This is a genomic window from Pseudovibrio sp. W64, from assembly GCF_001623145.1.
Lineage (GTDB): Bacteria > Pseudomonadota > Alphaproteobacteria > Rhizobiales > Stappiaceae > Pseudovibrio.
In genome coordinates, this window is the sequence record NZ_LMCI01000009.1 from 1 (window position 1) to 23,573 (window position 23,573).

The following is a 23,573-nucleotide window of genomic DNA, read 5'->3' on the forward strand; positions in this document are numbered from 1 at the left end:
TTTGCGTTTTGGAATTAGGCTGTCCTGAATGAACGTGCTGAAAACACAGCGAGCAAAGCTCCAAACCGCCAGAACCGAAGCACTCCCTTATCCCTGAATATACGCCTACCAGTTGGCCTCAGTGAAACCAAAGCAACGACTTCAAGGAATTGAAACGGATTGCCTACAAATGCTGTGATGAGACAAGCACTACCCTCCGTGTATCCCAAAGAGAAGGGGAGTGCCGCGAGAGGGGCGGCTTTGACCTCAATAGCGAATAAGTAGTGGCGCTCGCAGCTGTTGCTATAGATAGTGTTTTTGGACTGGATCGCAGTCGGAAGTGCGTTGCGTTCTTATGTGCGTTTGTTAGCGTTATTTGTACTGAGATTGTGCTGCTAAGTCGGTGAAGTGGTGAAATTGAGCATACCTTGACCTAAGGGACTTTGCACTGGTTGCGAAGAAAGTATGCATAGGAGTCACACAGGCTTTAATTGCTGTAAGGGGTGAGAGAAAAGATATCCCCTCGTGTCCCAATGAGCCTCAAAGATCTCTTTGAAATGAACAGGGGGATAGAGGGGGAGTAACTTGCTTTACTGAAACAACAGCGGTGCTGGGGGTTCATCTGGGGTGGATTTGTCGGCGGCGGTGTTGGTTAGGACCAGGACGGATACGGTGGTGCCGACGCGGAGGAGGATGTCTTTGGGGATGTCTGCGATTTTGACGCGGACCGGGATGCGTTGGGCGAGGCGTATCCACTCGAAGGTCGGGTTGATGTTAGGGAGCAGATCGGAGCCTGTGCTGCCATCGGATTGAGAAATGCCCCAGCCGATGCTTTCGACCTCTCCGTGAACCACCTGATCAGGATAGGCCATCAGGGTCATGATGACTTTATCGCCGATGTTGATCCTGCTGATTTTTGTTTCTGGAAAGTAGGCGTCGATCCAGAAGCTGGTAATATCTACGAGGGCAAGGGCTGGCTCATTTTCAACGGTTTGACTGCCCAGGCGTAGGTTAAGGTTGGTGACGTAGCCGGATACAGGTGCAGATACACGAGAGAAGCCAAGGTCTAACTCAGCCATGCGTAACGCTGCTTTTGCAGAGCGGAGTTGTGCGTTTTCATCGCCTGTTGCGCCAAGTGTTGCAATGACCTTGGCAAGGGAGGCTTGAGCTTCTACAAGAGCTGCTTCTGCTTGAGCGAGACCTGACTGGGCTTTTTCGGTGTCTGAGAGGGCGACGATATAGCTCTTTTCAATCTGATCATATGTGCGCTGCGTGACATAACCGTCTTTGAGCAGCTTGGCGTTCCGGTCCAGATTTCCCTTGATGTTTTTCAGGGTGGCGATGGAGGAGCGAAGTTCTGAACTGGCTTGCTCCACGTTCGAGCGATACTGGGCAACGTTTGCTTCTGAGGCTTCGCGTTCTTTTCCAAGCGCGTTGAGTTGATCGATCGTTTGATCAAGATCCGCTTTCTTCTCAGCAAAGGTTGCTTCAAATGTTCTTGGATCGATGCGGAAAAGCAGTTGCCCTGCTTGGACGCTTTGATTGTCTTTGATTGGAAGGTCTACGATTGGGCCGGAAACGCGGGTTGCGATTTGGATAACGTTCGCTCTGACCTGACCATCGCGTGTCCATGGATTTTGCAAGTAGGCATAATATTTATAAGCGAAGGCGAGAACTGCGACGCCAACGATCGTGCCCGTTATCATTGCTTTATGTATGGGTTTCAATGCTCTCATATCGGAATGACCCAACTTCCAATTACTGCGGTGTAGATGACGGCCAAAGCCAGGAAGACGCCGGGTGGATAGAGGAGGAATCTGGAAAGCCGGTATCTGTTTAACAAACGTGATGTGATCCAGCTGAGAAGCAAACCTAAGAAAGACGCGATCAGAAATGGGGGGAAGTAAACGGCCCCAATGGCCCATTCACCAGGATATCCATTCATTGACGCATACTCCTTTAGAAACGAACTTCTTTCAGATAAGGCCAATCGACTTTTTGAGATTGCTCTTCATAGTCTTCTAATGCCTGATAAACACTGCGAATACCTCCAAGAATGCGATAGATATTTAATCTTTCCCCTAACTCTCCATCATATTTACTCTGTTCTTGCTCTGCTTTTGAGATTTTATCTTCTATTTCCGGGAGTCTTGTTTCGCGTAGTTTTAAAGTCGCTTCTAACGTTTCACATGAGGGCTCTTCCACCAGTTTTGTGAAGTCAGTCATCAGCTGAGTGCTCCAGCCATGAATGTCATGCTTTAGCGTCTCATAAAGTTGGCTGTTTTCAGCAGTTTTGAACTCATCCATCAGGACTGACAGGCGAATGGAAAGTGCCTCAAGAACAACGGTGATCTTGATCAGTTCACTTTTCTCAATGTCTTGAGAGATCTCCGGTATCCAGCCTCGAATGATATGAGGGATGCTTTCGATCTCGTTTATGTAGTGTCGTCTGAGGTAGCGTTGCCAGGCGGAATCCTTTGTCGTGTGTTTGTTTTTCTGATCTGACAAAAGATAGCTCGCACCTTTAAAGAAGCGGCGTAGCAGGTTGAGATATTGAACCTCTGGGCGCAGGTTAAATGTGAATGTGGACACACACGCAAAAATTGCCACGACTATGATGAAAACGAGCAATTGATCGACTGCATAATTGAAGCTGTATGTCTGGGTGTTGCTTATGCCTGTTGTCATTACGAAATTCGCCAGGCCAAACATTCTTCCCAAAGTTGCCTCAGGTGAATGAAAGAAATAGGAGATGGAAAATACTGATATGAAAATGACAGCCCCAAGAGACCAGAAACTATGCAAATGCGGCATTATCAAAAGGTAGATGCAGGCTGCGAATATGTTTGATGAAACGCCAATCTTCAACAACCTGAGAGGCCTGATATACGGGTCGGTTGATAGGGAGATGCTATACACGCCTACTAAGATCAAAAGTACGGGGCCAGTTGGAAGATTTGGGGAATAGATATAGGCGATATAAGCGACCCAAATACACAGGAAGGCGCGAAAAGCCCCCTTCAAAGCGCCTATATTTATGATGTACTTTTTAGGCGTAGGCGCGACTTTAAAGGTGGTGTCAGTACGTTGGCGCAAGCCAAATATGACGGCGTTTATCTCATATAGCTGATATGTAATATGTTCGATGTTTGTGAGTTGATTGACGTAAAGTGACAGGGCTGCTTTTTCGAGTTGCTTGAGACCTGCAGTATTGGTTTTATTGATATGAAGTTCGCGTTGTGGGCTGGTGTAGTCCGAATGCTCTCCCGAAGGCATCTTGGTGATAGCCGTTAAGCGCTGCTCTACTTCATTGATGTATTGCGTGCGCCAAGGCAGGTGTTTTTCAAGCTCAATTGTTTGAACGTCACCTATGTTTTGCCGGCACGCTTCTATTGCCCGTTCGTAATCAACCCACAGTTTCGCGGCATCTTTCCATAAATCGTGAACCTCCCAGATCTCATAGTTTTCGAGTTGGGCAATATTGGAAAGTTCCTCAAATCTGGCCTGTAATGATGAGAAGTCGCCTTGTTGCTTCAGGTACTGTTGGGGAGCGCGTGAGAACCCGTTGTCCAATGTTTCTTGAAAAATCCCAAGGGCAGCGTGGCTCAGGTGGCTGGCTGTGCTGTAAAGCGCTTTTGCTGATGTCTTAGGCCAAAGGACAGCTGAGACTACACTGTAGGTGATCACGCCTAAAGCAGTCTCCTCAATCCGCAGCATTGCGGTATAGAAGGCAGGCTCATTGCTTGTTGATGAATCCACAACCACAATAATTGTTACGAAAGCTGCCACGTTCCAAAAATAGGCGTTTCGTGTTGTGCTCTTCATATAGGTGCAAACTAAAACAAAGCTGGATAAGACAACCATAAACATCCAGCGTTGTTGCGGATAAAGGGAGAGGATCAGGAGTGCTGCGACCGCTGCAAGGAGTGTCCCGGCAATGCGCTGCGCGCCTTTGTTGAAGGATTGTCCTGATGTTTCCAGCGAGATAAATGCAACGGCCAGCCCAGCCCAATATGGGCGATCCCAATCCATGTAGAGCGCAATAGCGTAGGCGATCACCATTGCTAACCCAACCTTAATTGAATCCTTTGCTCTGTCGCTGAGAAACATATCCTCACTCGCTGACGTTTCCAGTCATGCCTGAAAAGCACTTCAGCCAAGATAGGTTGAAGACGTGTGAGATAGGTTTTAGTTTTTCTTTCAATTCGTTGCGTTGTTTTATCAAGACACGGACGGTGACTTGAACCCGATTTCGAAGATGTTTGCTTTTGGTGATTACGTTTCTTGTCAGAGCAGGTTTGGAAGATGGAGGTCTGTGATGGCTCTTATTGATCATAATGCGCAGGGACTGGAAGAGTGGCGGGGTGGGGTGGTGACGCGGATGAGGGTCTCTGCTGTGAATGGTGCGCATCAGCTTTGTATTTTTGATCAGTGGTGTGAGCCCGGAAGTGGGGCTCCGTTGCACCTGCATGCGGTGGAGGAGCTTTTGGAGGTGATTGATGGGACTGCGGAGGTCACTTGCGGGGATGAGCGGTATGTTGCGACAGGTAATCAGAGTGTCCTGATCCCTGCCGGGCGTTTGCATGGTTTTTGTAATGTGGGTGAGGGAGCGCTGCATGTGCGGGCGACGTTGGCTGCGCCAATCTTTGAGGCCAGTTATGAGAGTAGCACGGAGGTGTCTCGCCGTTGGGTTCCGGATAGGTCGTTGTGATGGGGGTTTAGAGGTCGGTTCAGCTTTCTGGAGGCAAGTTCAATAGATTTAGCCGTATTCTTCCGTTAGTTTTGCGAAGACCTTACATGGGCTGTAGGACGCTGTCGTCGGTTTGGCTTGTGAGGGAAAGCAAAAGAATACCTGAAAAGCGGGGGAACAGGATGTTTGCCAAAGAACACATTACCTATGAGCCAGTGGATTTGCCGGATCGTCTGGACCTGAGCGATGAGCAGATGCTTGAAGCTGTGAAAGGCTTTTATGACAAGATGAAGCGTCGCCATACGGTTCGGGATTTTTCTAATCGTCCTGTTGCCCGAGAGGTTATTGAAGAGTGCATTCGCACGGCTGGTACGGCTCCTTCTGGTGCGAACCATCAGCCCTGGCATTTTGTGGCGATCTCTCAACCTGAGTTTAAGAAGCGTATTCGGGATGGCGCGGAGGAAGAAGAGCGCCGGTTTTATGACGGCGGTGCGGGCGACGAGTGGATCAAAGCGCTTGAGCCAATTGGTACTAATGACGACAAACCCCACTTGGAAGACGCGCCGTGGCTGATTGTTGTGTTTGCACAGCGTTGGGGGCAGTTTGAAGACGGGACGCGCTACAAGAACTACTACGTGCCTGAAAGCACCGGCATTGCTTGTGGTTTTCTGCTGACGGCGCTGCACCATGCAGGGCTGGTTTCGCTAACCCACACGCCCAACCCGATGAAATTTTTGAATGGCATGCTGGATCGCCCTGACTCCGAAAAGCCAATCATGATTATTGCGGTTGGTCACCCGGCTGAAGATGCTAAGGTGCCTGCCGTGGCGAAGCTGAAGAAGCCTCTTTCTGAAATCCTGACTGTAGCGGATTAGAGCTTCAGGTTTTTCAGACGCAGGGAGTTCATCACCACGCAGAAGGATGACAGGCTCATGGCCAGCGCTGCGATCATGGGTGAGAGCAGCGCTCCGGTGAAGGGGTAGAGAATGCCTGCTGCGATGGGAACGCCTGCGGAGTTGTAGACGAACGCCAGAAACAGGTTCTGGCGGATGTTGCGCAACGACCCGATGGCGAGCTTGCGGGCACGCACAATGCCGGTGAGATCGCCATTCAGCAATGTGATGCCCGCGCTTTCGACGGCGACGTCTGCGCCTGTTCCCATTGCCAGCCCTACATCGGCAGAAGCAAGAGCGGGTGCGTCGTTGACGCCGTCGCCTGCCATGGCAACCATTGCTCCGGATGCATGGAGCTGGTCGACCAGTGTCTTCTTGTCTTCTGGCAAGGCTTCTGCCTTGAACTCGTCAATACCGACAGAGTTGGCGACGGCTTTGGCTGTTAAGGCATTGTCTCCGGTTGCCATGACGACTTTGATGCCAGCCTCATGCAGTTGCCTGATGGCCTCGGCTGCGTTTTCTTTGATCGGGTCGGAGATGGCGATCAAGCCGATGATTTCTTGCTCATTTGACATATAGATGCTGGTGTTGCCTGCAGCGCTCAAAGCTTGGTGCTTTTGCTTCATGTCTTCAGAGATCTTATCGGTGAGGTTGAAGATGACTGGGTTGCCGATGGCGTAGCGCTTGCCCTCTACTTTCGCACTGACGCCTTTTCCGGTGTGGGCCTCAAAATCATCGGAGTTGGACAGCGACATTTTTCTGGCTGAGGCAGCATGGACGATTGCTTCTGCCAGCGGGTGCTCGGAGCCTTTTTCGATGGAGGCCGCGATGTGGAGGAGTTGGTCCTCGGTGTAACCCTCAGAGAAAGACTGGATTGAGGTGACGGTCGGTTTGCCTTCTGTGATGGTTCCTGTCTTGTCGACAATGAGCGTATCGACCTTGGACATGAGCTCCAGTGCGGTGGCATCTTTGATGAGCACGCCTGCCTGTGCACCTCGGCCACTGGCAGTCATGATGGACATGGGCGTGGCAAGGCCGAGGGCGCACGGGCAGGCGATGATGAGCACTGATACGGCGACGATGACGGCGTAAGACAGGGATGGTGCCGGGCCGATGAGCAGCCAGATGAAGAATGAGAGAATGGAGATGCTGACCACGGTTGGGACGAAGTAAGACGAGACTTTATCTGCCATGCCCTGAATGGGCGCGCGTGAGCGTTGGGCAGAGGAGACCATGGTGACGATCTTGGAGAGCATGGTGTCTGCGCCGACGTTTGTTGCCTCAATGATCAGCGTTCCGTTTTTGTTGAGTGTTCCACCTGTGACCGTGTCTCCGACGTTTTTCTCAAGGGCGATGGGCTCACCGGTGATCATGCTTTCATCTAGGTAGGATTGACCATCGACGACGCGAGAGTCGACAGGGACTGCCTCTCCAGGGCGGACACGGAGCTTGTCGCCCGTCATGATGTTCTCGAGGGGGGCGTCATATTCTGTGCCGTCTTCCAGCACGCGGCGGGCGGTTTTGGGGGCAAGGTCAAGCAGGGCGCGAATGGCATCACCTGTGCGCTCACGGGCTCGCATTTCCAGCACTTGTCCCATGAAGATCAGAGCAAGGATGACAGCCGAGGCTTCGTAATAGACCGGCGGATGGCCTGTGGCCGCGCGGATGCTTGGGGGGAACAGGCCGGGCAGGAAGGTTGCCACCAGAGAATAAAGGTAGGCGGCACCGACGCCCAGAGTGATGAGCGTCCACATGTTGAGGTTCCATGTGGTGATGGATTTGACGCCGCGCTCAAATAAGGGAGTGCCTGCCCACAGAACAACAGGTGTTGCGAGGACAAATTCAACGTAGATGGCTGTGGGTTCTCCGATCCATTCGCGGAACGGGAGGCCGATGAAGGGGCCCATGGTGATGGCGAGCAGGGGAACTGAGAGGATGGCGCTGAGCCAGAAGCGTCTGGTGAAGTCGACCAGTTCGTGGCTGGGTTCGTCATTGCTGGTGACTGTCATTGGCTCCAAAGCCATGCCGCAGATGGGGCATTCGCCAGGGCCTTTTTTGATTATCTCCGGGTGCATGGGGCAGGTGTAATCGACATCCTGCGCCTGAGTATCCTGCTGCTTTTTGCTGTTGCCAGAGGCGTAGAAGTAGGGATCTGCGTCGAATTTATTGAAGCATTTATCGGAGCAAAAGTGGTAGGTCTTTCCTGCAAAGTCCGCTGAGCGGGTGTCGTCAGTGATTGTCACCGGCATGCCGCAGACTGGATCCTGCTCCGTGGGGGAGGTGGCATTGGGTTGTGGTGTGTTTGATGCCTCGTCCATTGGTCAAAAGGCTCCCTGATCCAGCGCGCGCGCGTTTCACCAGCGCAGATCATATGCCTTTGCAGTGCCTTAAAGGATTAAAGCCCCGTGGGACTTAGCACTATCACTAGGCTGAGCTTAATGGAAATGGCGGTATTTGGATCAAGTTAACCTGAGCATTGGTCTGGCAGCCATGGAGAGCGGCTGGCTTCCATTTACTAGGCGCCGCTTTGCGTCTGCACCAGCCTCAGATGCGGTTCCATTATCATGGCGAATTTACGGATGATTTTTTCGATGTAATCCGGGTCTCTGTGGAACTCCTGCTGGAAAATCATGCCGCGGATAAAAGAGCGCCAGATGAGGAGAGACAGGGTTACATCTTCTATTGCCTCTTCATCCAGCCCCGGTGGTAGGAAAAACTGGTTGAGCTGCTCATTCCAATCTTCCAGTTTGGGAGAGATGCGCAGGGACAAGGCTTTGTCTGTGCGGGTTGCCATGATGATTTCAGAGAAAGCGCGCCCCTCTGGTGTGTCGATGATGTTTTTCCAATAGGTTACGAGCGCGTCGGCGAGTGTCCCGTTATCGGAATGCGTTACCTGCGCGAAGGGGAAAGAGTTTGGGCTTTCCTGTTGGTAGTGGCGCAGAATTCTTGAGAGCAGGAAGTCGACCGTTCCAATCACCAGATCTTCCTTGGAGGGGAAGTGGTGCATCAAGGCACCGCGACTGACATCAACACCTTCCAGCACGCGGTTGATTGAGGTTTCTGCATAGCCGAGCCGGTCGAGGCAATCGATGGTCGACTTAATGAGGGCTTTGCGTGTGTTTTCACCGCGCTGCTTCTTCTTGTCTAACTTGCTTACCATGATCAACCTTAGCCTTAGGAAGGGGTTTTCTCTGAAACACTTGACGTATTGGGAACTAGTATATACCGTACGTTTGGTATGTAAAAGAGGTTTCCGTTAAAATGACCATGAAAACCACGGAAAATCAAAGCTCTAGTAAACGTAAGCAGCCAATTCGCATTGGGGGGGCTTGCGGCTTTTGGGGTGACTCTAACGCGTCAACCGGGCAATTGTTGCGCGCTGGAGGGCTCGATTACATTGTTTACGACTATCTGGCAGAGATCACTCTTTCCATTATGGCAAGGGCGCGTCAGAAGTCTCCTGATCTTGGATATGCGACGGACTTTGTCGAGCAGGTGCTTGGCTTGAATCTGAAGGTGATTGCCGAATCCAAGACGAAAATTCTCAGCAATGCTGGTGGCGTTAATCCGGAGAGTTGCGCTGCCAAGATCCGCGAAATGATTGCAGCGCAGAAGCTGGATCTGAAGGTTGCTGTTGTCACTGGTGATGATCTGCTGGCGGAGGCTGGAGCATATCAGGCCGCTGGTGTGACAGAGATGTTCTCTCATGAGGCCTTTCCCAAATCAGAGAAGGTTGCCTCCATCAATGCCTATCTAGGTGCACAGCCTGTTGTTGCTGCTCTGGATGCTGGTGCCGATATCGTCATTACAGGCCGATGTGCGGACAGTGCGTTGACCCTTGCTGCATGCGCACATGCCTTTGGCTGGGACTGGGCGGATTATGACCGCCTTTCCGCAGGGAGCCTTGTCGGGCATCTGCTGGAGTGCGGGACGCAGGTTACTGGCGGCAACTTTACGGACTGGCGGGATGTGCCGGATGTGAAGAAGATCGGTTATCCAATTGCGACAGTTTATGAAGATGGAAGCTGTGATTTGAGCAAGCCGGAAGGCAGTGGTGGGCTTGTGAGTGTTGGTACGGTTGCCGAGCAGCTGGTCTATGAGATTGGTGATCCGCAAGCTTATTTGCTGCCTGATGTGACCTGTGATTTTTCGCAGGTGACGGTTGAGGCGAAAGCAGCTGATTGTGTGCATGTTTCTGGTGCGAAAGGGCGTTCAGCGCCTGAGAGTCTGAAGGTTTCAGCAACCTGGGCGGATGGGTTCCGTATTGGGTTGATGATCCCTTACGTGGGCTTTGATGCGGGCGAGAAGGCGCAGGCGTTTGCGGACCTTGCTCTTGGCCGTGCCGAGACAGTGATGAAAAAGCTTGGTGCGCCCGGCTATCAAGAGGTTTCCGTTGAGATCGTGGGGGCAGGATCTCAGGTTGGTGCAGCTTCTGTGAGCCGGGGCACCTATGAAGAAGTTGTCCTGAAGATTGCGGCGCGGCATGTGGACCAGCGTGCTGCTGGTTTGCTTTTGCGTGAGCTGACCGGATTGGGGCTGTCTGTTGCTCCGGGGATGACGACGTTTAACGGTGGGCGACCTAAGCCGTCGCCGGTTGTGCGGTTGTTTTCGTTCCTTGTTGAGCAGTCGGCGGTTTCGCCTCAGGTTTCTCTGGAAGGAGCGCCTGTTCCGTTTGAGCCTGTGATTGCGACAGGTGCGGCAGCGGCAGCTGAGAGTGCCGAGGTTCCGCAAGTAGCTGCGTTTGATGATGCGCTGATTGAGGTTCCGCTGATCAAGCTGGCTTATGCGCGTAGTGGTGACAAAGGCGATAAAGCGAACATTGGCGTGATTGCGCGGAAGGCGGAGTGGTTGCCGTGGATTGCGGCTGCCCTGAGTGAAGAGGTTGTTGCGCAGACCTTTGCGCATTTCAATCCGGGCAAGGTGGCTCGTTTCTATCTACCGGGCTGTCATGCGCTTAATTTCCTGATTGATGATGTGCTTGGCGGCGGCGGCATTGCCAGCCTGAGACTGGACCCGCAAGCAAAGGCGTACAGCCAGATCTTGCTGACACAGAGTGTTCCGGTTCCGCAGTCCATTGCGCAGGAGGTGATGTGATGAGTGATGCTTCAACAACTTCTGCCGTTCTTGTGGCTCAAAAAGATGGTTGGATGACCATCACTTTGAACCAGCCCGAGAAGCGCAATCCGCTGACAGGCGAGGTGATTGCTGAAATCTCCAGGGTTCTGCGGGATGTGCAGGATGATCGCAGCGTGCGTGGCATCACGTTCACTGGTGCTGGCGGTGTGTTCTGTGCTGGTGGTGATCTGAAGTCCTTCCAGCAGATCATGGCTGGTGGTGATGAGGCCGAGGCGATTGCGCAAAAGATCAGTCTGGAAGCTGCAGCGTTTTTTGGAATGATCGCCAATCAGCCGCAAGTGACCATTGCTTTGGTGGAGGGGGCCGCCATGGCAGGGGGGCTTGGTATGGCCAGTGCCTGCGACTTTGTGGTCGCAACGCAAGATGCCAAATTTGCATTTACTGAGACGCGGATTGGCTTGCCGCCTGCTCAGATTGCTCAGTACGTGACCAAACGACTGGGCTACCAGAAAGCCAAGAAAATGCTCGTGTTGGGGAGCAAACTGACCGGTGTCGAGGCCTTTGATATCGGTCTGGTCGACGAAGCTGTTGCAGATCAGGCAGCGCTTGAGACAGCAGAAGCGGACCTGAAACAGCAAGTTCTGGCTTGTGCGCCAGACGCTGTTGCGGCCACCAAACGGGTGGTTGAGGAGACGCTTTTCCTTGAACAGGAAGAGTTGCGCCAGAGCGCGGCTGCTCATTTTGCAAGAGCTATCGTTGGGGAAGAGGGACAGGAAGGTGTGAAGTCGTTTTTACAAAAACGCAAACCTTCCTGGGCTCCTTAGGTGACCCCTTAAATTCTGGGGTATGCGTTTACCCGATAACAGATGTTCGAATGCGGTGAAGGAAGAAGAAATGCAGGGTATGCTCATATTCGTATGAGCTGACTATAATGCCGAAGTCTATCGCGCAATAACGATAGTGTTGGAACCAGCGGGGAGGCTGAACCAACACATCAGAGGAGGGAACATGGGTACACAGTACGCACTGCCAATTGAAATGCTGCAAAAATGGGCCACAGATAAACCAAACTCGGTTTATCTGCGACAACCCGTGAACCGGCAGTTCATAGAATTCACCTGGAAGGAGTGTTACGACACCGTCCGGCGTGTGGCTGCTGCGCTCCAGTCAATGGGTTTCCAGCCGGGAGACCGGATTGGTATTCTCTCTAAGAACTGCGCTGAATGGTTTTTGGCTGACTTTGCAATTCAGGCCGCTGGTTATATCTCAACACCAATTTATTACACTGCCTCAGCGGATACGATCAGCTACATCATCAATCATGCAGATATCAAAGCGCTGTTTATGGGCAAGCTGGATGACTTTGCGCCGAGCGAGCAGGGTATTCCTGAGAGCGTGGTCAAAATCGCGCTTCCCTATAACACGATAGATTGTGAACACAGCTGGACGCAGCTGGTCAAAACGAATGATCCGTTGCCAGAAGATAAGCTGGCCAAGCCAGAGCTGGATGAGTTGTTTTCCATTGTTTACACCTCTGGCTCCACCGGGAACCCGAAGGGGGTGGAAGTCACCTGGCGCAATATTGCCTATGGCGCATGGTCTCCAACCCAGTCTTTGGAACTGGGCCGTGAAGAACGCCTGATCTCCTATCTTCCGCTGGCGCACATCACCGAGCGTGCTCTTATTGAGCATGTGAGCCTTTATGCAGGTGTGGTCGTGAGCTTTGTGGAGTCTTTGGACACTTTTGCAGAGGACTTGCGGGCAGCTGAAGTGACCATGTTCATTTCTGTTCCGCGTCTCTGGATGAAATTCCAGTCCAGTATCCTTGCCAAGGTCCCGCAGAAGAAGCTGGACAGGCTTTTGAGCATTCCGATCCTGAGCTGGTATGTGAAGCGGAAAATCCGCGGACAGCTTGGCCTGACCAATGCAAAGCTTATCGGGAGTGGTTCAGCACCAATCTCCAAGGCTGTTCTGGAATGGTACCAGAAGCTGGGCATCAACATTACTGAGGGATGGGGCATGACCGAGACTGCAGGTCTTGCGTCCTCTCACTTCCCATTCCGTGCGGATAAGGTTGGCACAATCGGTACGCCGCTTGCGGGGCTTGAGATCAAGATCACCGATGAAGGTGAACTTCTCATTCGTGGGGACGCTGTTACCAAGGGATACTACAAGGATCCTGAGCTGACTGCTGAGACCATTGAAGATGGCTGGTTCCATACTGGTGACAAGGTTGAGCAGGATGCAGATGGGTTCTTGCGTATTACGGGCCGTGTGAAGGAAATCTTCAAATCTTCCAAGGGCAAGTACATTGCACCGGTGCCGATTGAGGCCATGCTGTTTGACAACACGTATGTTGAGCAAGCCTGTGTGATGGGCTCCGATTTGGCACAGCCTGCGGCGGTGGTGTTCCTCTCCAGCGAGATGACCCATGGTCTGTCGCGCGAAGAGGTGCGTACCAGCCTTGAAGAGACCTATCACAGCATCAACAGTGCCGTTGAAAGCCATTTGAAACTGAGCTCCATCATTGTCGCAAACGACATGTGGACCATTGAGAATGGTTATCTCACCCCGACCATGAAGATCAAAAGAACACGCCTTGAAGATCGCTATCAAGAGGTGGTGCAAGGTATGCCTGATCGTCCGGTGGTTTGGGAAGATGAATGCGGTGCTGCGGCTGGTGCGCCGGCCTGAAAGACTGACAATGGTTTGGGGTGACGCGGTCACCCCAAACCGGGAATTTTGAGGCGAGGGCCTCTGTTTGAATAAGCCGCGTGAGTGGCAGGGAGAATTTGGAATGAGCAATGAACCGTCCCGTTACGCATCAGTCCTGCGAGATGGGTTGTTTGATGGACAAACAATGATTGTGACTGGGGGAGGCAGTGGCATTGGTCGCTGTATCGCCCACGAACTTGCAGCGTTGGGCGCCCATACCGTTCTCCTTGGCCGCAAGCAGGCAAAGCTTGATGCGGTGGCTGATGAAATTCGCGAGGATGGCGGCGAGGTTTCTACGCACTCGCTGGACATTCGCAATGAAGACGCTGTTGGTGAAACCGTCGCCAAGATTGTCGCTGAGCGTGGTGTGATCCATGGCCTCGTGAACAATGCGGGTGGGCAGTATCCAAGCCCTGCGGCCTCTATCAAGAAGAAGGGCTTTGACGCGGTTGTCGAGACCAACGTCACTGGCGGCTTTTTGATGGCGCGTGAGGTTTACAACCAGGGTATGCGCAAGAGCAAAGGTGGTGCCATTGTCAACATCGTTGCAGACATGTGGCGCGGTATGCCGGGTATGGCACACTCTGGTGTGGCACGGGCTGGTATGCAGAACCTGACCATGACGCTGGCCGTTGAGTGGGCCGAAGCAGGTGTGCGGGTGAATGCGGTTGCGCCGGGTTGGATCGCATCTTCCGGCTTTGACACCTACGACGAAAATTTCATCAAAACCATGTTTGCGCGGATGGCGGACAACAATCTTGCGCGTCGTCTGGGCACGGAAGCTGAGGTTGCCTCTCTGGTGAACTTCCTGCTTTCTCCGGGAGCTGCGTTCATGACTGGACAGTGTATTGGCGTGGATGGCGGGGCACCGCTCTGGACCAACCTGATGCCGGTTGGCGACAATGCAAATATGAAGGAATACCAAGGGTTTCATCGCTACGAGAAGCCTAGGGCCCTTAAAGCTTGGGAGAAAGACAAATGCCCAAGTTAACCTCCTCAGTCGATAGCGGCAGCGCTACGTTTGCTCAGAACAAGGCCTTCATGGAAGCTCTCATTGAGGAGTTCCGTGGGTATGAGGCAAAGGTTCGGGAGAACTCCGAGAGCAAGCGCGGGAAGTTTGAAAAGCGTGGTCAGTTGTTGCCGCGGGATCGTGTGAGCTTGCTGCTGGATCGTGGATCTCCGTTTATGGAAATCTCCACGCTGGCTGGCCTGAAGATGCATGACGATGACGGCAAGAAGAATGTTGCTGGTGGCGGCTCGATTGCCGGTATCGGTTATGTTGCTGGCAAACGCTGTCTTGTGGTGGCGACGGACTCTGCGATCAAAGGTGGCTCTATCTCACCGATGGGCCTGAAGAAGACGCTTCGCCTGCAGGAAATCGCCAAGAAACAGAAACTGCCGATTGTTGCGCTGACGGAAAGTGCTGGTGCGAACCTCATGTACCAGTCTGAACTGTTTGTTGAGGGCGGTCGGGCGTTTGCCAATCAGGCGCGTATGTCTGCGGCAGGCATTCCGCAGGTGACGGTGGTGCATGGGTCCTCGACGGCTGGCGGTGCGTATATGCCGGGGCTGTCGGACTACACTGTTGTGGTGCGCGGCAAGTCGAAGATCTTTCTGGCCGGTCCACCGCTGCTGAAAGCGGCAACGGGTGAGATTGCGACAGATGAAGAGCTGGGTGGTGCGGAGCTGCATTACAACACAGCTGGCACAGCGGAATACATGGCAGAGGATGATGCGCACGGCGTCGAGACTGCCCGTGAGATTGTTGACCATCTGCCTTGGGATGCGCCGGTCGAGGCGGAAGGCGGCAAACAGCCGTTTTATGATGCTACGGATCTGCTGGGCATCGTGCCTGAGGATGCCAAGAAACCGTATGATGTGCACGAGATTATTGCTCGCATCACGGACGGCTCTGACTTCCTTGATTTCAAGAAGGAATTTGGCGGAGCCACGGTTTGTGGTCATGCCCGCATTGATGGGCAGGCTGTTGGCATTTTGGGCAATAACGGCCCGATTGATCCGCAAGGTGCGGTGAAGGCGGCTCAGTTTATTCAGCTTTGCTGCCAGAGCAATACACCGCTGCTTTTCCTGATGAACACCACTGGCTATCTGGTGGGCCGGGATGCGGAGACAGGTGGGATCGTTAAGCATGGGTCCAAGATGATCCAGGCGGTTGCCAATGCCACAGTTCCTAAAGTGACCATTGTGGTTGGTGGTGCCTGGGGTGCAGGTAACTACGGCATGTGTGGCCGTGGGTTTGACCCTGATTTCATCTTCTCTTGGCCGTCCGCCAAAGTTGGTGTGATGGGACCTGAGCAAGCGGCGACGGTGATGAAGATCATCACTGAAGAGAAGTTTGCGAAGATGGGACAAGAGATTCCAGATGGCATGACTGACCAGATGGCGCAGAAGATCGTTGACCAGATGTCACCAGAGACCACAGCGCTGTTTGCGACGGCGCGACTTTGGGATGATGGGATCATTGATCCAAGAGACACGCGCCGCGTTGTCTCATTGGCCCTATCTGTTTGTGCAGATGCCAGGAAACGTCAGCTTAATCCAACAGCATTCGGGGTCGCGCGCGGCTAGGCAGAGCAGCGCCATTCGACTCTTTGAGTCCAGTTCAACATGAGGGTTTCACGATGGAATATACTGAAGAACATCGAAAAATGAAAAGTGCGGTGGTCAAGTTCGTCGAGGCCGAAATCAACCCGCATGTGCCGGAATGGGAAGAGGCTGGAATCTTTCCAGCTCATGAGCTTTTCAAGAAAATGGGTGATCTCGGTTTTCTTGGTGTCAACAAGCCAGAAGAGTATGGCGGGATGGGCCTTGATTACTCCTATCAAGCCATGACCATTGAAGCGCTGGGTGCGTGTGCCTGTGGCGGTGTGCCCATGGCAATTGGCGTGCAAACCGACATGGCGACCCCGGCGCTCTCCCGCTTTGGATCTGATGAGCTGCGCAAGGAGTTTCTGACCCCTGCGATTGCTGGTGACATGGTGGCTTGTGTTGGCGTTTCTGAAGCCCACGCCGGGTCTGATGTGGCGAACATCAAGAGTAATGCGGTGAAAGATGGTGATGATTATATCATCAATGGCTCCAAGATGTGGATCACCAACTCCACGCAGGCGGACTATATGTGCATGCTGGTGAACACCAGTGAGGGACATAAGCACCAGAACAAATCGCTGATTGTTGTGCCGATGGACAGTGCTGGCATCACCAAGTCGGATCGCCTGAACAAGCTGGGTCAGCGCTCTTCTGATACGGCGCAGATCTTCTTTGATGACGTGCGTGTTCCTCAGCGCAACCTGATCGGAACTGAGGGTGCTGGCTTCATGTACCAGATGCTGCAGTTCCAGGAGGAGCGCCTGTGGTGTGCCTTATCGCTTGTTGATGGCATGGACCGCATCATTCAGCTGACGGAAGATTATTGCCGTGAGCGTTCAGCCTTCAACCAGAGTATTCTGGATTTTCAGGTGGTGCACTTCCGCCTTGGTGAATTGCGCACTGAAGTGGAGCTGTTGCGTGCGCTTTCTGAAAAGTGCGTTGAATCCATGGTGCGTGGTGAGAACGTGACACGCCTTGCTTCCATGGCGAAGCTGAAGGCTGGCCGTTTGTCTCGTGAGCTTGCGGACTCCTGTCTGCAGTTCTGGGGTGGCATGGGTTACATGTGGGACAGCCCTGTGAGCCAGTTCCTGCGGGATAGTCGCCTGACGTCCATTGGTGGCGGTGCAGATGAAGTGATGCTTTCCATCATCTCCAAGCTGGATGGCACTTTGCCAAACCCAAAGAAGAACCGTGCAATGCAGAAGGAAGCGGCTGAATAAGCTGCTTACTCAAGCCTGACCATTTTGGCACTGTGAAGGGAATTTTCGATGTTTGATAGCGTCCTGGTCGCCAATCGGGGGGAGATTGCCCGCCGAGTGTTCCGCACTGCGCGGCAAAAGGGCTATCGGAGTATTGCTGTTTATTCCGAGGCTGATGCAACGACTCCTCATGTTGAAGACGCTGATATTGCAGCGTGTATTGGCGGGGCAACACCAGCAGACTCCTACCTGAATATTGAAGCTATATTGGAAGCTGCCCGTAAAACCGGCGCACAGGCTGTGCATCCGGGATATGGGTTTCTGGCAGAAAACGCGGAGTTTGCGTGCGCTTGTGCGGATGCTGGATTGGTCTTCATTGGTCCGCCTGCGGAAGCGATTGAGTTGATGGGCTCCAAGCGGCTTTCCAAACTGCGGATGATTGAGGCAGGCGTGCCGTGTGTGCCGGGATATTCTGGTGCGGATCAGTCTACGGAGACATTGGCTGGAGAAGCGGCGCGTATTGGCGTGCCGTTGATGATCAAGGCGTCAGCTGGTGGCGGCGGGCGCGGTTTGCGTTTGGTTGAAGACCTGAGTGGGCTTGAAGACAAGCTGGCGGCTGCGGCTTCAGAAGCTGAAAATGCTTTTGGCAATGGCGAGCTTATTCTTGAGAAGGCGGTGATCAATCCACGTCACGTCGAGATTCAGGTGTTTGCTGATAATCATGGCAATGTGGTGCATCTGGGTGAGCGGGACTGTTCTGTGCAGCGTCGCCACCAGAAGGTGATTGAGGAAGCGCCGGGGCCGTCGGTTACGCCGGAAATCCGCACGGCAATGGGGCAGGCTGCTGTTGATGCGGCGCGGGCCATTGGCTATCGCGGGGCAGGGACCGTTGAGTTTTTGTTGGCTGAAGATGGCAGTTTCTACTTCATGGAGATGAATACCCGCCTGCAGGTGGAGCATCCGGTGACGGAGGAAATTACCGGGCAGGATCTGGTTGCCTGGCAGCTGGATGTTGCTGCCGGAAAGCCTTTACCGCTGAGCCAAGAGGATATTTCCTTTACTGGCCACGCCATGGAGTTGCGTCTCTATGCAGAAGATGCGGACGCTGGTTTTCTGCCGCAGACGGGTACTGTGCTGGCGTGGAATGGCAATGATCTTTCCGTGCGCGTGGATAGTGCCATTGAGCAGGGCAGCGAGATTTCATCCTACTACGATCCAATGATTGCCAAGTTGATTGCGCATGGCAGTGATCGGGATGAAGCACGGCGTAAGCTGTTGCGCGGGCTGGATGAGTTGGTTCTGCAAGGTCTGGTTCACAATGGCTCCTTCCTGAAGAGTGTGTTGCAGGATGATGTGTTTGCAGCTGGCAAAGCAACGACGGCGTTCCTTAATGATCGTGAACTTGGCTCTGTTGCTGCAGATGCAACGCGAGAGCTTATGCGGGATCTTGCCGTGTGTTTGTTTGCTCGCAGCAAAGGCCAAAGCCGCTGGACGACCGCGACACCTCTGCCCGTGAGGATCAAACTGGATGGTGAGGAAGTCTCTGCGCGGGAGGACCTGCGGGTTCTTACAGGTGAAGATCGCGGCAGCATTGTTTTTGAAGCGGACGGCGTTCGTCGCTCTGCCTTTGTGAGTGAAGCGCCTGAAGGGGGGCTTTGGATCTCGTTGGAAGGGCAGACGCAGTTCTTCGAAGAGCAGAGTTTCAGCTCCAAGAAAGAAGACAATTCGGCTGCATCCAGCTCGATTATTGCACCGATGCCGGGAGCTGTTGTTGCTTTGAAGACAGAGCAGGGTGCGCAAGTCTTCAAAGGAGATGTGCTGCTGGTTCTGGAAGCAATGAAGATGCAGCACGAGCTGACGGCACCGCGTGATGGTGTTGTTGCTGAACTTGGGACGCAGGAAGGCGCGCAGGTGAATAGCCGCGATGTACTGGTTCGTCTGGAAGAAGAGACCGCCTGAGATTTTCTGCCAGTGATTTTGTGAATGACCCGCAGGTTTTGCGGAGGAGAATATGATGAGTTTGAGTCTTCCTGACTTCGGATTGAAGCGCAAGTCCACCATGTTCAACGAAGAGCATGAGGCTTTTCGTGATGTGCTTTCCCGTTTCATTGCCAAGGAGATTACTCCTTACGTCGCCCAGTGGGATGAAGCCAACGAGTTTCCTCGTGAGCTTTACAAAAAGGCGGCGGATGTTGGGTTGCTCGGCATCATGTTTCCTGAGGAGTATGGCGGGACGGGTATCGATTATCCGTTGTCTTATCTTTCTGCTGTTGAGCTTGGACGTGCGGGGAGTGGAGGCATCAATGCGGGCTTGATGAGCCACACCATTGGCACACCTCCAATTGCGCACCTTGGGTCTGATGAGTTGAAGGCACGGGTGATTCCGTCAGTTTTAGCAGGCGAGAAGATTTCGGCGCTTGCGATCACCGAGCCGGGTGGTGGATCAGATGTGCAGAACCTGAAGACCGTTGCCCGCCGTGAGAATGGTCATTACGTTTTGAATGGTGAGAAGACCTTCATCACTTCCGGTATGCGTGCAGACTACTATACGGTTGCTGTGCGGACAGGTGATACGGGCATGGGCGGCATTTCGCTGATGCTGGCTGAAAAGGGTATGGAGGGCTTTACTCAGACGCCGTTGCACAAGATGGGATGGTGGGCCTCTGACACTGCTACGCTGCATTTTGACAATGTGAAGGTGCCTGTCGAAAACCTGATCGGCGGCGAAAATGCCGGGTTCATGGGCATCATGATGAATTTCAACAACGAGCGCCTGTTCCTTGCTTCTGCCTGTTATGGGCACATGCTGGGTGTTTTTGAAGAGGCGCTTGACTGGGCGAAGCAGCGCGAGACGTTCGGCAAGCCGCTCATTTATCGTCAGGTTATTCGACACAAATTTGTTGATATGGCGATGAAGATGCAGGGAGTTCGGGCTGTGCTGGAAGAGCTGGCGCAGCGGTTGCAGCTGGGAGAAAGCCCGATCACCGAGATCTGCATGGCGAAGAACCTTGCTACTAGTACGCTGGAATATGTGGCTAATGAGTGCCTTCAGGTGCTTGGTGGTGCAGGTTACATGCGCGGAACCAAGGTTGAGCGCATTTACCGTGAGACCAAGGTGATGACGATTGGTGGCGGTTCTTCAGAGATCATGAAGGATCTGGCCAGTCGGCAGATGGGTATTTAAGCGTTTTGTTTTGAATGAAAAAGCCCCGCTTTTGAGCGGGGCTTTTGTGGTTTATACGGTTTCTTTGGAGACTGACTGTGCCATCTCATTTGGCGTTACGCCGGAGATGCCCAGTTCTCCGAGGAGACTGTCGACCAGTGGGGCCTGAGAGCGGTATCTCAGGGCTGAGTTGACCAACTGATCGGATAGACCGGCAGACCCTTCTGCTGGTGTTCCGTTGGCTGCTGGTGCTGCACCACCCAGACCATCGACCTGAAGGATTTTGATCTCGTCGATGTTCTCCATTGGCTTCACGCTCTCGCTGATGACCTGTGGCAGAGCTTCGATCAAAGCCAGTTTGACCTGCATATTGATCTGCTCAGGTGATAGGAGGTTGGATGCCTCGTTTAGGATACGCTGACCTTCTGCTTCTACCGCGAGGCGCAGCTTGTCTGCTTCTGCACGGGTCGTGACAGCATCTGCTTCCGCGTTTGCTGCAATACGGATCTGATCCGCATCACCGCCGGCTTTCAGACGAACAGCTTCTGCATGGTCTTCCGCAGCTTGCTTTTCTGCTTCCGCACCAACTGTAACGGCGATTGCGGAGCGTTCTGCATCCTGAGCTGCCTGAACCAGATCGACCTGCTTGTGACGTTCGGCTACTTCGATCTCACGTGCTGTGATGACCTGTTCTTCTGCCTTGATCGCAATAGCGCGGGCTTCGTTTGCTGCAGCATCGGCAGTTGAAAGCGCTTTGGACTTCTCGGAGACTGCAATTGAGCGGTCCTGTTGGGTCAGCTCAAGAACCTTCTCTTTTTCAATGCGCGTTTCTTCCAGTGCGCGGTCCTTGAGAATTTCCTGCTCTTTGACCTGGCGCTCGGATGCGATTGCTGACTGGCGGATTTCCAGCTTCGAGGTGATATCTGCCTGCTCTGCATCACGGCGACGTTCTGCCTGTTCCGTGGCAATCAATGCTTGTTGCTTGGCTTTACGAATTTCCAGATCACGCTGCTGTTCCAGTGAAGCGTATTCTTCCTCACGAGCGATTTCGAGCTTTTGTTGCTCAGCTTCGAGGTTTTTGCGGCGTATCAGGACTTCTGTATCCTGCTCAATGTCGTTGCGCTTTCTGCGACGCTCTTCAATCTCTTGCGTGAGCTTGGTCAGACCTTCTGCATCAAACGCGTTGTTCGGATTGAAGTATTCCATGCGAGTCTGGTCAAGGCCGGTCAGGGAGACTGATTCCAGCTCAAGGCCGTTTTTCAGCAGATCTTCGGAGACGGCTGCCTGTACCTTCTGCACAAAGGAGACGCGTTGCTCGTGCAGTTCTTCCATTGCCATTTCAGCAGCCACGGCGCGCAGAGCATCAACGAACTTACCTTCAATGAGGTGCTTCAGGTCTTCCGGACGCATGGTACGAGTGCCGAGGGTTTGTGCGGCATTGGCAATGGATTCGATGGTTGGCTGAGCACGCAGGTAGAACTCGGCCACCACGTCGACGCGCATGCGGTCTCGGGTGATCAGTGCTGCTTCATCGGCTCTGCGCACTTCAAGGCGCAATGTGTTCATATTCACCTGAATGATATCGTGCAGCACTGGCAAGACAATTGCGCCGCCGTTCATGATGACTTTCTGACCGCCAAAACCAGTCCGTACAAACGCAACCTCTTTTGAAGAGCGGGTGTAGAGGCGGGAAAAGACAATGCCGATTGCGAGAAGGGCAATAAGGACAACGGCTGCCAGGACGAGCATCTCAGTCAGTCCAGTGGCTGACTCCAAGGCGGAGTTTTGATTTTCTGTAAACATATTGGGCCTCAAATTGAGAGATTAATCTGCAAGCGTGTCTGGGCGAGGTGATAAATTTTTGTGTGGGTTCGCAATTGCTGTGAAAAGGGAGCCTTTTAAGCCGACAAGCAAGACTTCGTCTCCCTGTTTTAAAGTGATGTCTGGCTGGTCTGGAATGACCTGCACGTAATGTCGTGTGCCAAAATTATCCGTAACGCGGGCTTCTGCCTGCAAAGCCATGGTCGCATTGCCAAGTGTCAGGACTGCAACTTCGCCCACCAAATTGTTTCGTGAGCGTGCGTCTGTCTCTTCCTTGGGCATGATGCGGCCAATGGCATGGCCAGTTGTGGCGGTGAACCAGAAGCTGACAATCACTGTCGGGATGAGCGCCATCCAGAAGGGGATTGATGAGCCTATGACAGATGCAGCGGTGTACTGTATCAGCACACCTATGATGCCGAAGCTGGTAAGCAGGATGATCAGCAAGACGATGAACGGGACCTTGCCCACGGCCAGCCATGCCAGGAACCCGTCGACGGGGCCAAGGCCAACCGCGTCTACCGAGACGTCTGCATCCATATCGACATCAGCATCGATATCCAGATCCGGCAATACATCATCGACCAGACCGGAAAGAGATAGCCCGAATACCATGCCGACAACTTCGAGCAGCGCCAGAGCGAGCATGACGAAAATGGCGAGCGTGAAGAGATAGGTCTCGCTTGAAAAAAGTAGTTGTGCCAATTCATCCCCCAATGAACACTATGATTGCCGGTTGCTGTTATTCCAGTTCAGCTTCCAGCGCAGCAAGGCGCTCTTCTACGCGGTGGTCGCGGGTCATCTGATCCAGCTTTGCGAGCTTTGCATCGTCACCCATACTTCCTGAGTTTACGACACCCGGTACTCCTGTAGCCGCTTTCATTGCGCGATCAAATGCAGAGTTGGCATTGTCAACGGCTGTATTGAGCTTGTGATCGCTGCCTCCATCTGCTGTTGCGCTTTGTGATGTTGCAGCATTTTTTTGCGCAATGTAAGCGTCCAGTTGGTCTGACATTTCGCGCTTGCGGCCCTGAAGAGCGAGGATGGAGTTGTTGAGCTCCTGTTCTTCATCACCAGCGTCGGCAATTGTCTTTTCCAGGACTGGAATTTGCGCTTCCAGATCCATCTGACGGGCAACAGCCGCGCGGGCCAGATCCTTCTCGCCAGCGCGCAGGGCAATGGCGGTTTTCTCGGAGAGTTCTTCGTGTGACTTGTTGGTCTCTGCGAGCCGCTGGCTTGCTACGTGCTTTTTGACGGCTGCTTTGCCAAGAGCGTCGCGGACGTCTTCAACAGCGTTGTCGAGTTCACGAATAGCTTGTTTCATCACCATGTCAGGTGCAGTGCTTTCGACGGCATCAACAATAGAGTTGGCAGTTCCGGAGACCAGACGACCGACGCGAGATAAAAGAGATTCAGACATTGAGTCC

At 53.2% G+C, this 23,573-nt stretch carries 18 protein-coding genes; 10 read left to right on the forward strand and 8 right to left on the reverse strand.

Annotated features, from left to right (window positions below; all coding sequences use genetic code 11):
• Positions 1–569: 569 nt before the first annotated feature.
• The 3 genes from PsW64_RS06565 to PsW64_RS06570 are packed head-to-tail and all read right to left on the reverse strand — an operon-like array spanning position 570 to position 4,089.
• Positions 570–1,715 (reverse strand): HlyD family secretion protein, encoded by a 1,146-nt coding sequence (locus tag PsW64_RS06565; RefSeq protein ID WP_063300157.1) that lies wholly within the window; start codon positions 1,713–1,715, stop codon positions 570–572.
• Complete coding sequence (locus PsW64_RS27020) at positions 1,712–1,924, reverse strand: DUF1656 domain-containing protein (RefSeq protein ID WP_082596670.1); 213 nt, start codon at positions 1,922–1,924, stop codon at positions 1,712–1,714. Before PsW64_RS27020 ends, PsW64_RS06565 begins: the two co-directional genes overlap by 4 nt.
• Before the next feature lie 14 nt (positions 1,925–1,938).
• Positions 1,939–4,089 carry an FUSC family protein gene (locus PsW64_RS06570; RefSeq protein WP_063303132.1) on the reverse strand — a complete coding sequence of 717 codons (2,151 nt, stop codon included), beginning with the start codon at positions 4,087–4,089 and terminating at the stop codon, positions 1,939–1,941.
• A 208-nt stretch (positions 4,090–4,297) separates the two neighbouring features.
• Here PsW64_RS06570 and PsW64_RS06575 point away from each other — a divergent pair, with 208 nt between their 5' ends.
• Together PsW64_RS06575 and PsW64_RS06580 are read left to right on the forward strand one after the other, a co-directional pair.
• Positions 4,298–4,690 carry a cupin domain-containing protein gene (locus PsW64_RS06575; protein WP_063303133.1) on the forward strand — a complete coding sequence of 131 codons (393 nt, stop codon included), beginning with the start codon at positions 4,298–4,300 and terminating at the stop codon, positions 4,688–4,690.
• Positions 4,691–4,851: 161 nt separating this feature from the next.
• Entirely contained in the window at positions 4,852–5,544 is a 693-nt protein-coding gene (locus PsW64_RS06580; protein ID WP_057461220.1) for a nitroreductase family protein, read from the forward strand.
• On the opposite strand, the gene PsW64_RS06585 is transcribed toward PsW64_RS06580, so the two are convergent.
• Both PsW64_RS06585 and PsW64_RS06590 read right to left on the reverse strand, forming a co-directional pair.
• A complete protein-coding gene (locus PsW64_RS06585) occupies positions 5,541–7,880 on the reverse strand; it encodes a heavy metal translocating P-type ATPase (protein ID WP_063303134.1) in 2,340 nt (779 codons plus the stop codon). The genes PsW64_RS06580 and PsW64_RS06585 overlap by 4 nt on opposite strands.
• A gap of 197 nt (positions 7,881–8,077) precedes the next feature.
• The gene (locus tag PsW64_RS06590; RefSeq protein ID WP_063303135.1) at positions 8,078–8,722 is read right to left on the reverse strand and encodes a TetR/AcrR family transcriptional regulator; all 645 of its coding nucleotides are present in this window, start codon (positions 8,720–8,722) and stop codon (positions 8,078–8,080) included.
• Positions 8,723–8,823: 101 nt separating this feature from the next.
• Here PsW64_RS06590 and PsW64_RS06595 point away from each other — a divergent pair, with 101 nt between their 5' ends.
• The 8 genes from PsW64_RS06595 to PsW64_RS06630 all read left to right on the forward strand — a co-directional run bounded on the left by PsW64_RS06595 (position 8,824) and on the right by PsW64_RS06630 (position 20,346).
• Positions 8,824–10,656, forward strand: a complete 1,833-nt coding sequence (locus PsW64_RS06595; RefSeq protein ID WP_063303136.1) for an acyclic terpene utilization AtuA family protein — start codon at positions 8,824–8,826, stop codon at positions 10,654–10,656.
• Positions 10,656–11,462: an enoyl-CoA hydratase/isomerase family protein gene (locus tag PsW64_RS06600; protein WP_063303137.1), complete on the forward strand. Its 807-nt coding sequence runs from the start codon at positions 10,656–10,658 to the stop codon at positions 11,460–11,462. Before PsW64_RS06595 ends, PsW64_RS06600 begins: the two co-directional genes overlap by 1 nt.
• 184 nt (positions 11,463–11,646) lie before the next feature.
• On the forward strand, positions 11,647–13,332 hold the full coding sequence (locus PsW64_RS06605) for an AMP-binding protein (RefSeq protein ID WP_063303138.1): 1,686 nt from the start codon (positions 11,647–11,649) through the stop codon (positions 13,330–13,332).
• A gap of 103 nt (positions 13,333–13,435) precedes the next feature.
• On the forward strand, positions 13,436–14,344 hold the full coding sequence (locus tag PsW64_RS06610) for an SDR family oxidoreductase (RefSeq protein WP_057461226.1): 909 nt from the start codon (positions 13,436–13,438) through the stop codon (positions 14,342–14,344).
• A complete protein-coding gene (locus PsW64_RS06615) occupies positions 14,332–15,942 on the forward strand; it encodes an acyl-CoA carboxylase subunit beta (protein ID WP_063303139.1) in 1,611 nt (536 codons plus the stop codon). Before PsW64_RS06610 ends, PsW64_RS06615 begins: the two co-directional genes overlap by 13 nt.
• 53 nt (positions 15,943–15,995) lie before the next feature.
• Positions 15,996–17,183: an acyl-CoA dehydrogenase family protein gene (locus PsW64_RS06620; protein ID WP_063294077.1), complete on the forward strand. Its 1,188-nt coding sequence runs from the start codon at positions 15,996–15,998 to the stop codon at positions 17,181–17,183.
• A gap of 48 nt (positions 17,184–17,231) precedes the next feature.
• The gene (locus PsW64_RS06625; RefSeq protein ID WP_063303140.1) at positions 17,232–19,121 is read left to right on the forward strand and encodes an acetyl/propionyl/methylcrotonyl-CoA carboxylase subunit alpha; all 1,890 of its coding nucleotides are present in this window, start codon (positions 17,232–17,234) and stop codon (positions 19,119–19,121) included.
• 52 nt (positions 19,122–19,173) lie between these two features.
• Positions 19,174–20,346 (forward strand): acyl-CoA dehydrogenase family protein, encoded by a 1,173-nt coding sequence (locus PsW64_RS06630; RefSeq protein WP_082831037.1) that lies wholly within the window; start codon positions 19,174–19,176, stop codon positions 20,344–20,346.
• Between the two features lie 51 nt (positions 20,347–20,397).
• On the opposite strand, the gene PsW64_RS06635 is transcribed toward PsW64_RS06630, so the two are convergent.
• The 3 genes from PsW64_RS06635 to PsW64_RS06645 are packed head-to-tail and all read right to left on the reverse strand — an operon-like array spanning position 20,398 to position 23,566.
• Positions 20,398–22,128, reverse strand: coding sequence for a flotillin family protein (locus PsW64_RS06635; RefSeq protein ID WP_082596486.1), 1,731 nt, complete (start codon positions 22,126–22,128; stop codon positions 20,398–20,400).
• A 21-nt stretch (positions 22,129–22,149) separates the two neighbouring features.
• Positions 22,150–22,851 carry an OB-fold-containig protein gene (locus PsW64_RS06640; RefSeq protein ID WP_063303141.1) on the reverse strand — a complete coding sequence of 234 codons (702 nt, stop codon included), beginning with the start codon at positions 22,849–22,851 and terminating at the stop codon, positions 22,150–22,152.
• A gap of 37 nt (positions 22,852–22,888) precedes the next feature.
• On the reverse strand, positions 22,889–23,566 hold the full coding sequence (locus PsW64_RS06645; protein ID WP_063303142.1) for a PspA/IM30 family protein: 678 nt from the start codon (positions 23,564–23,566) through the stop codon (positions 22,889–22,891).
• Between the last annotated feature and the right edge of the window lie 7 nt (positions 23,567–23,573).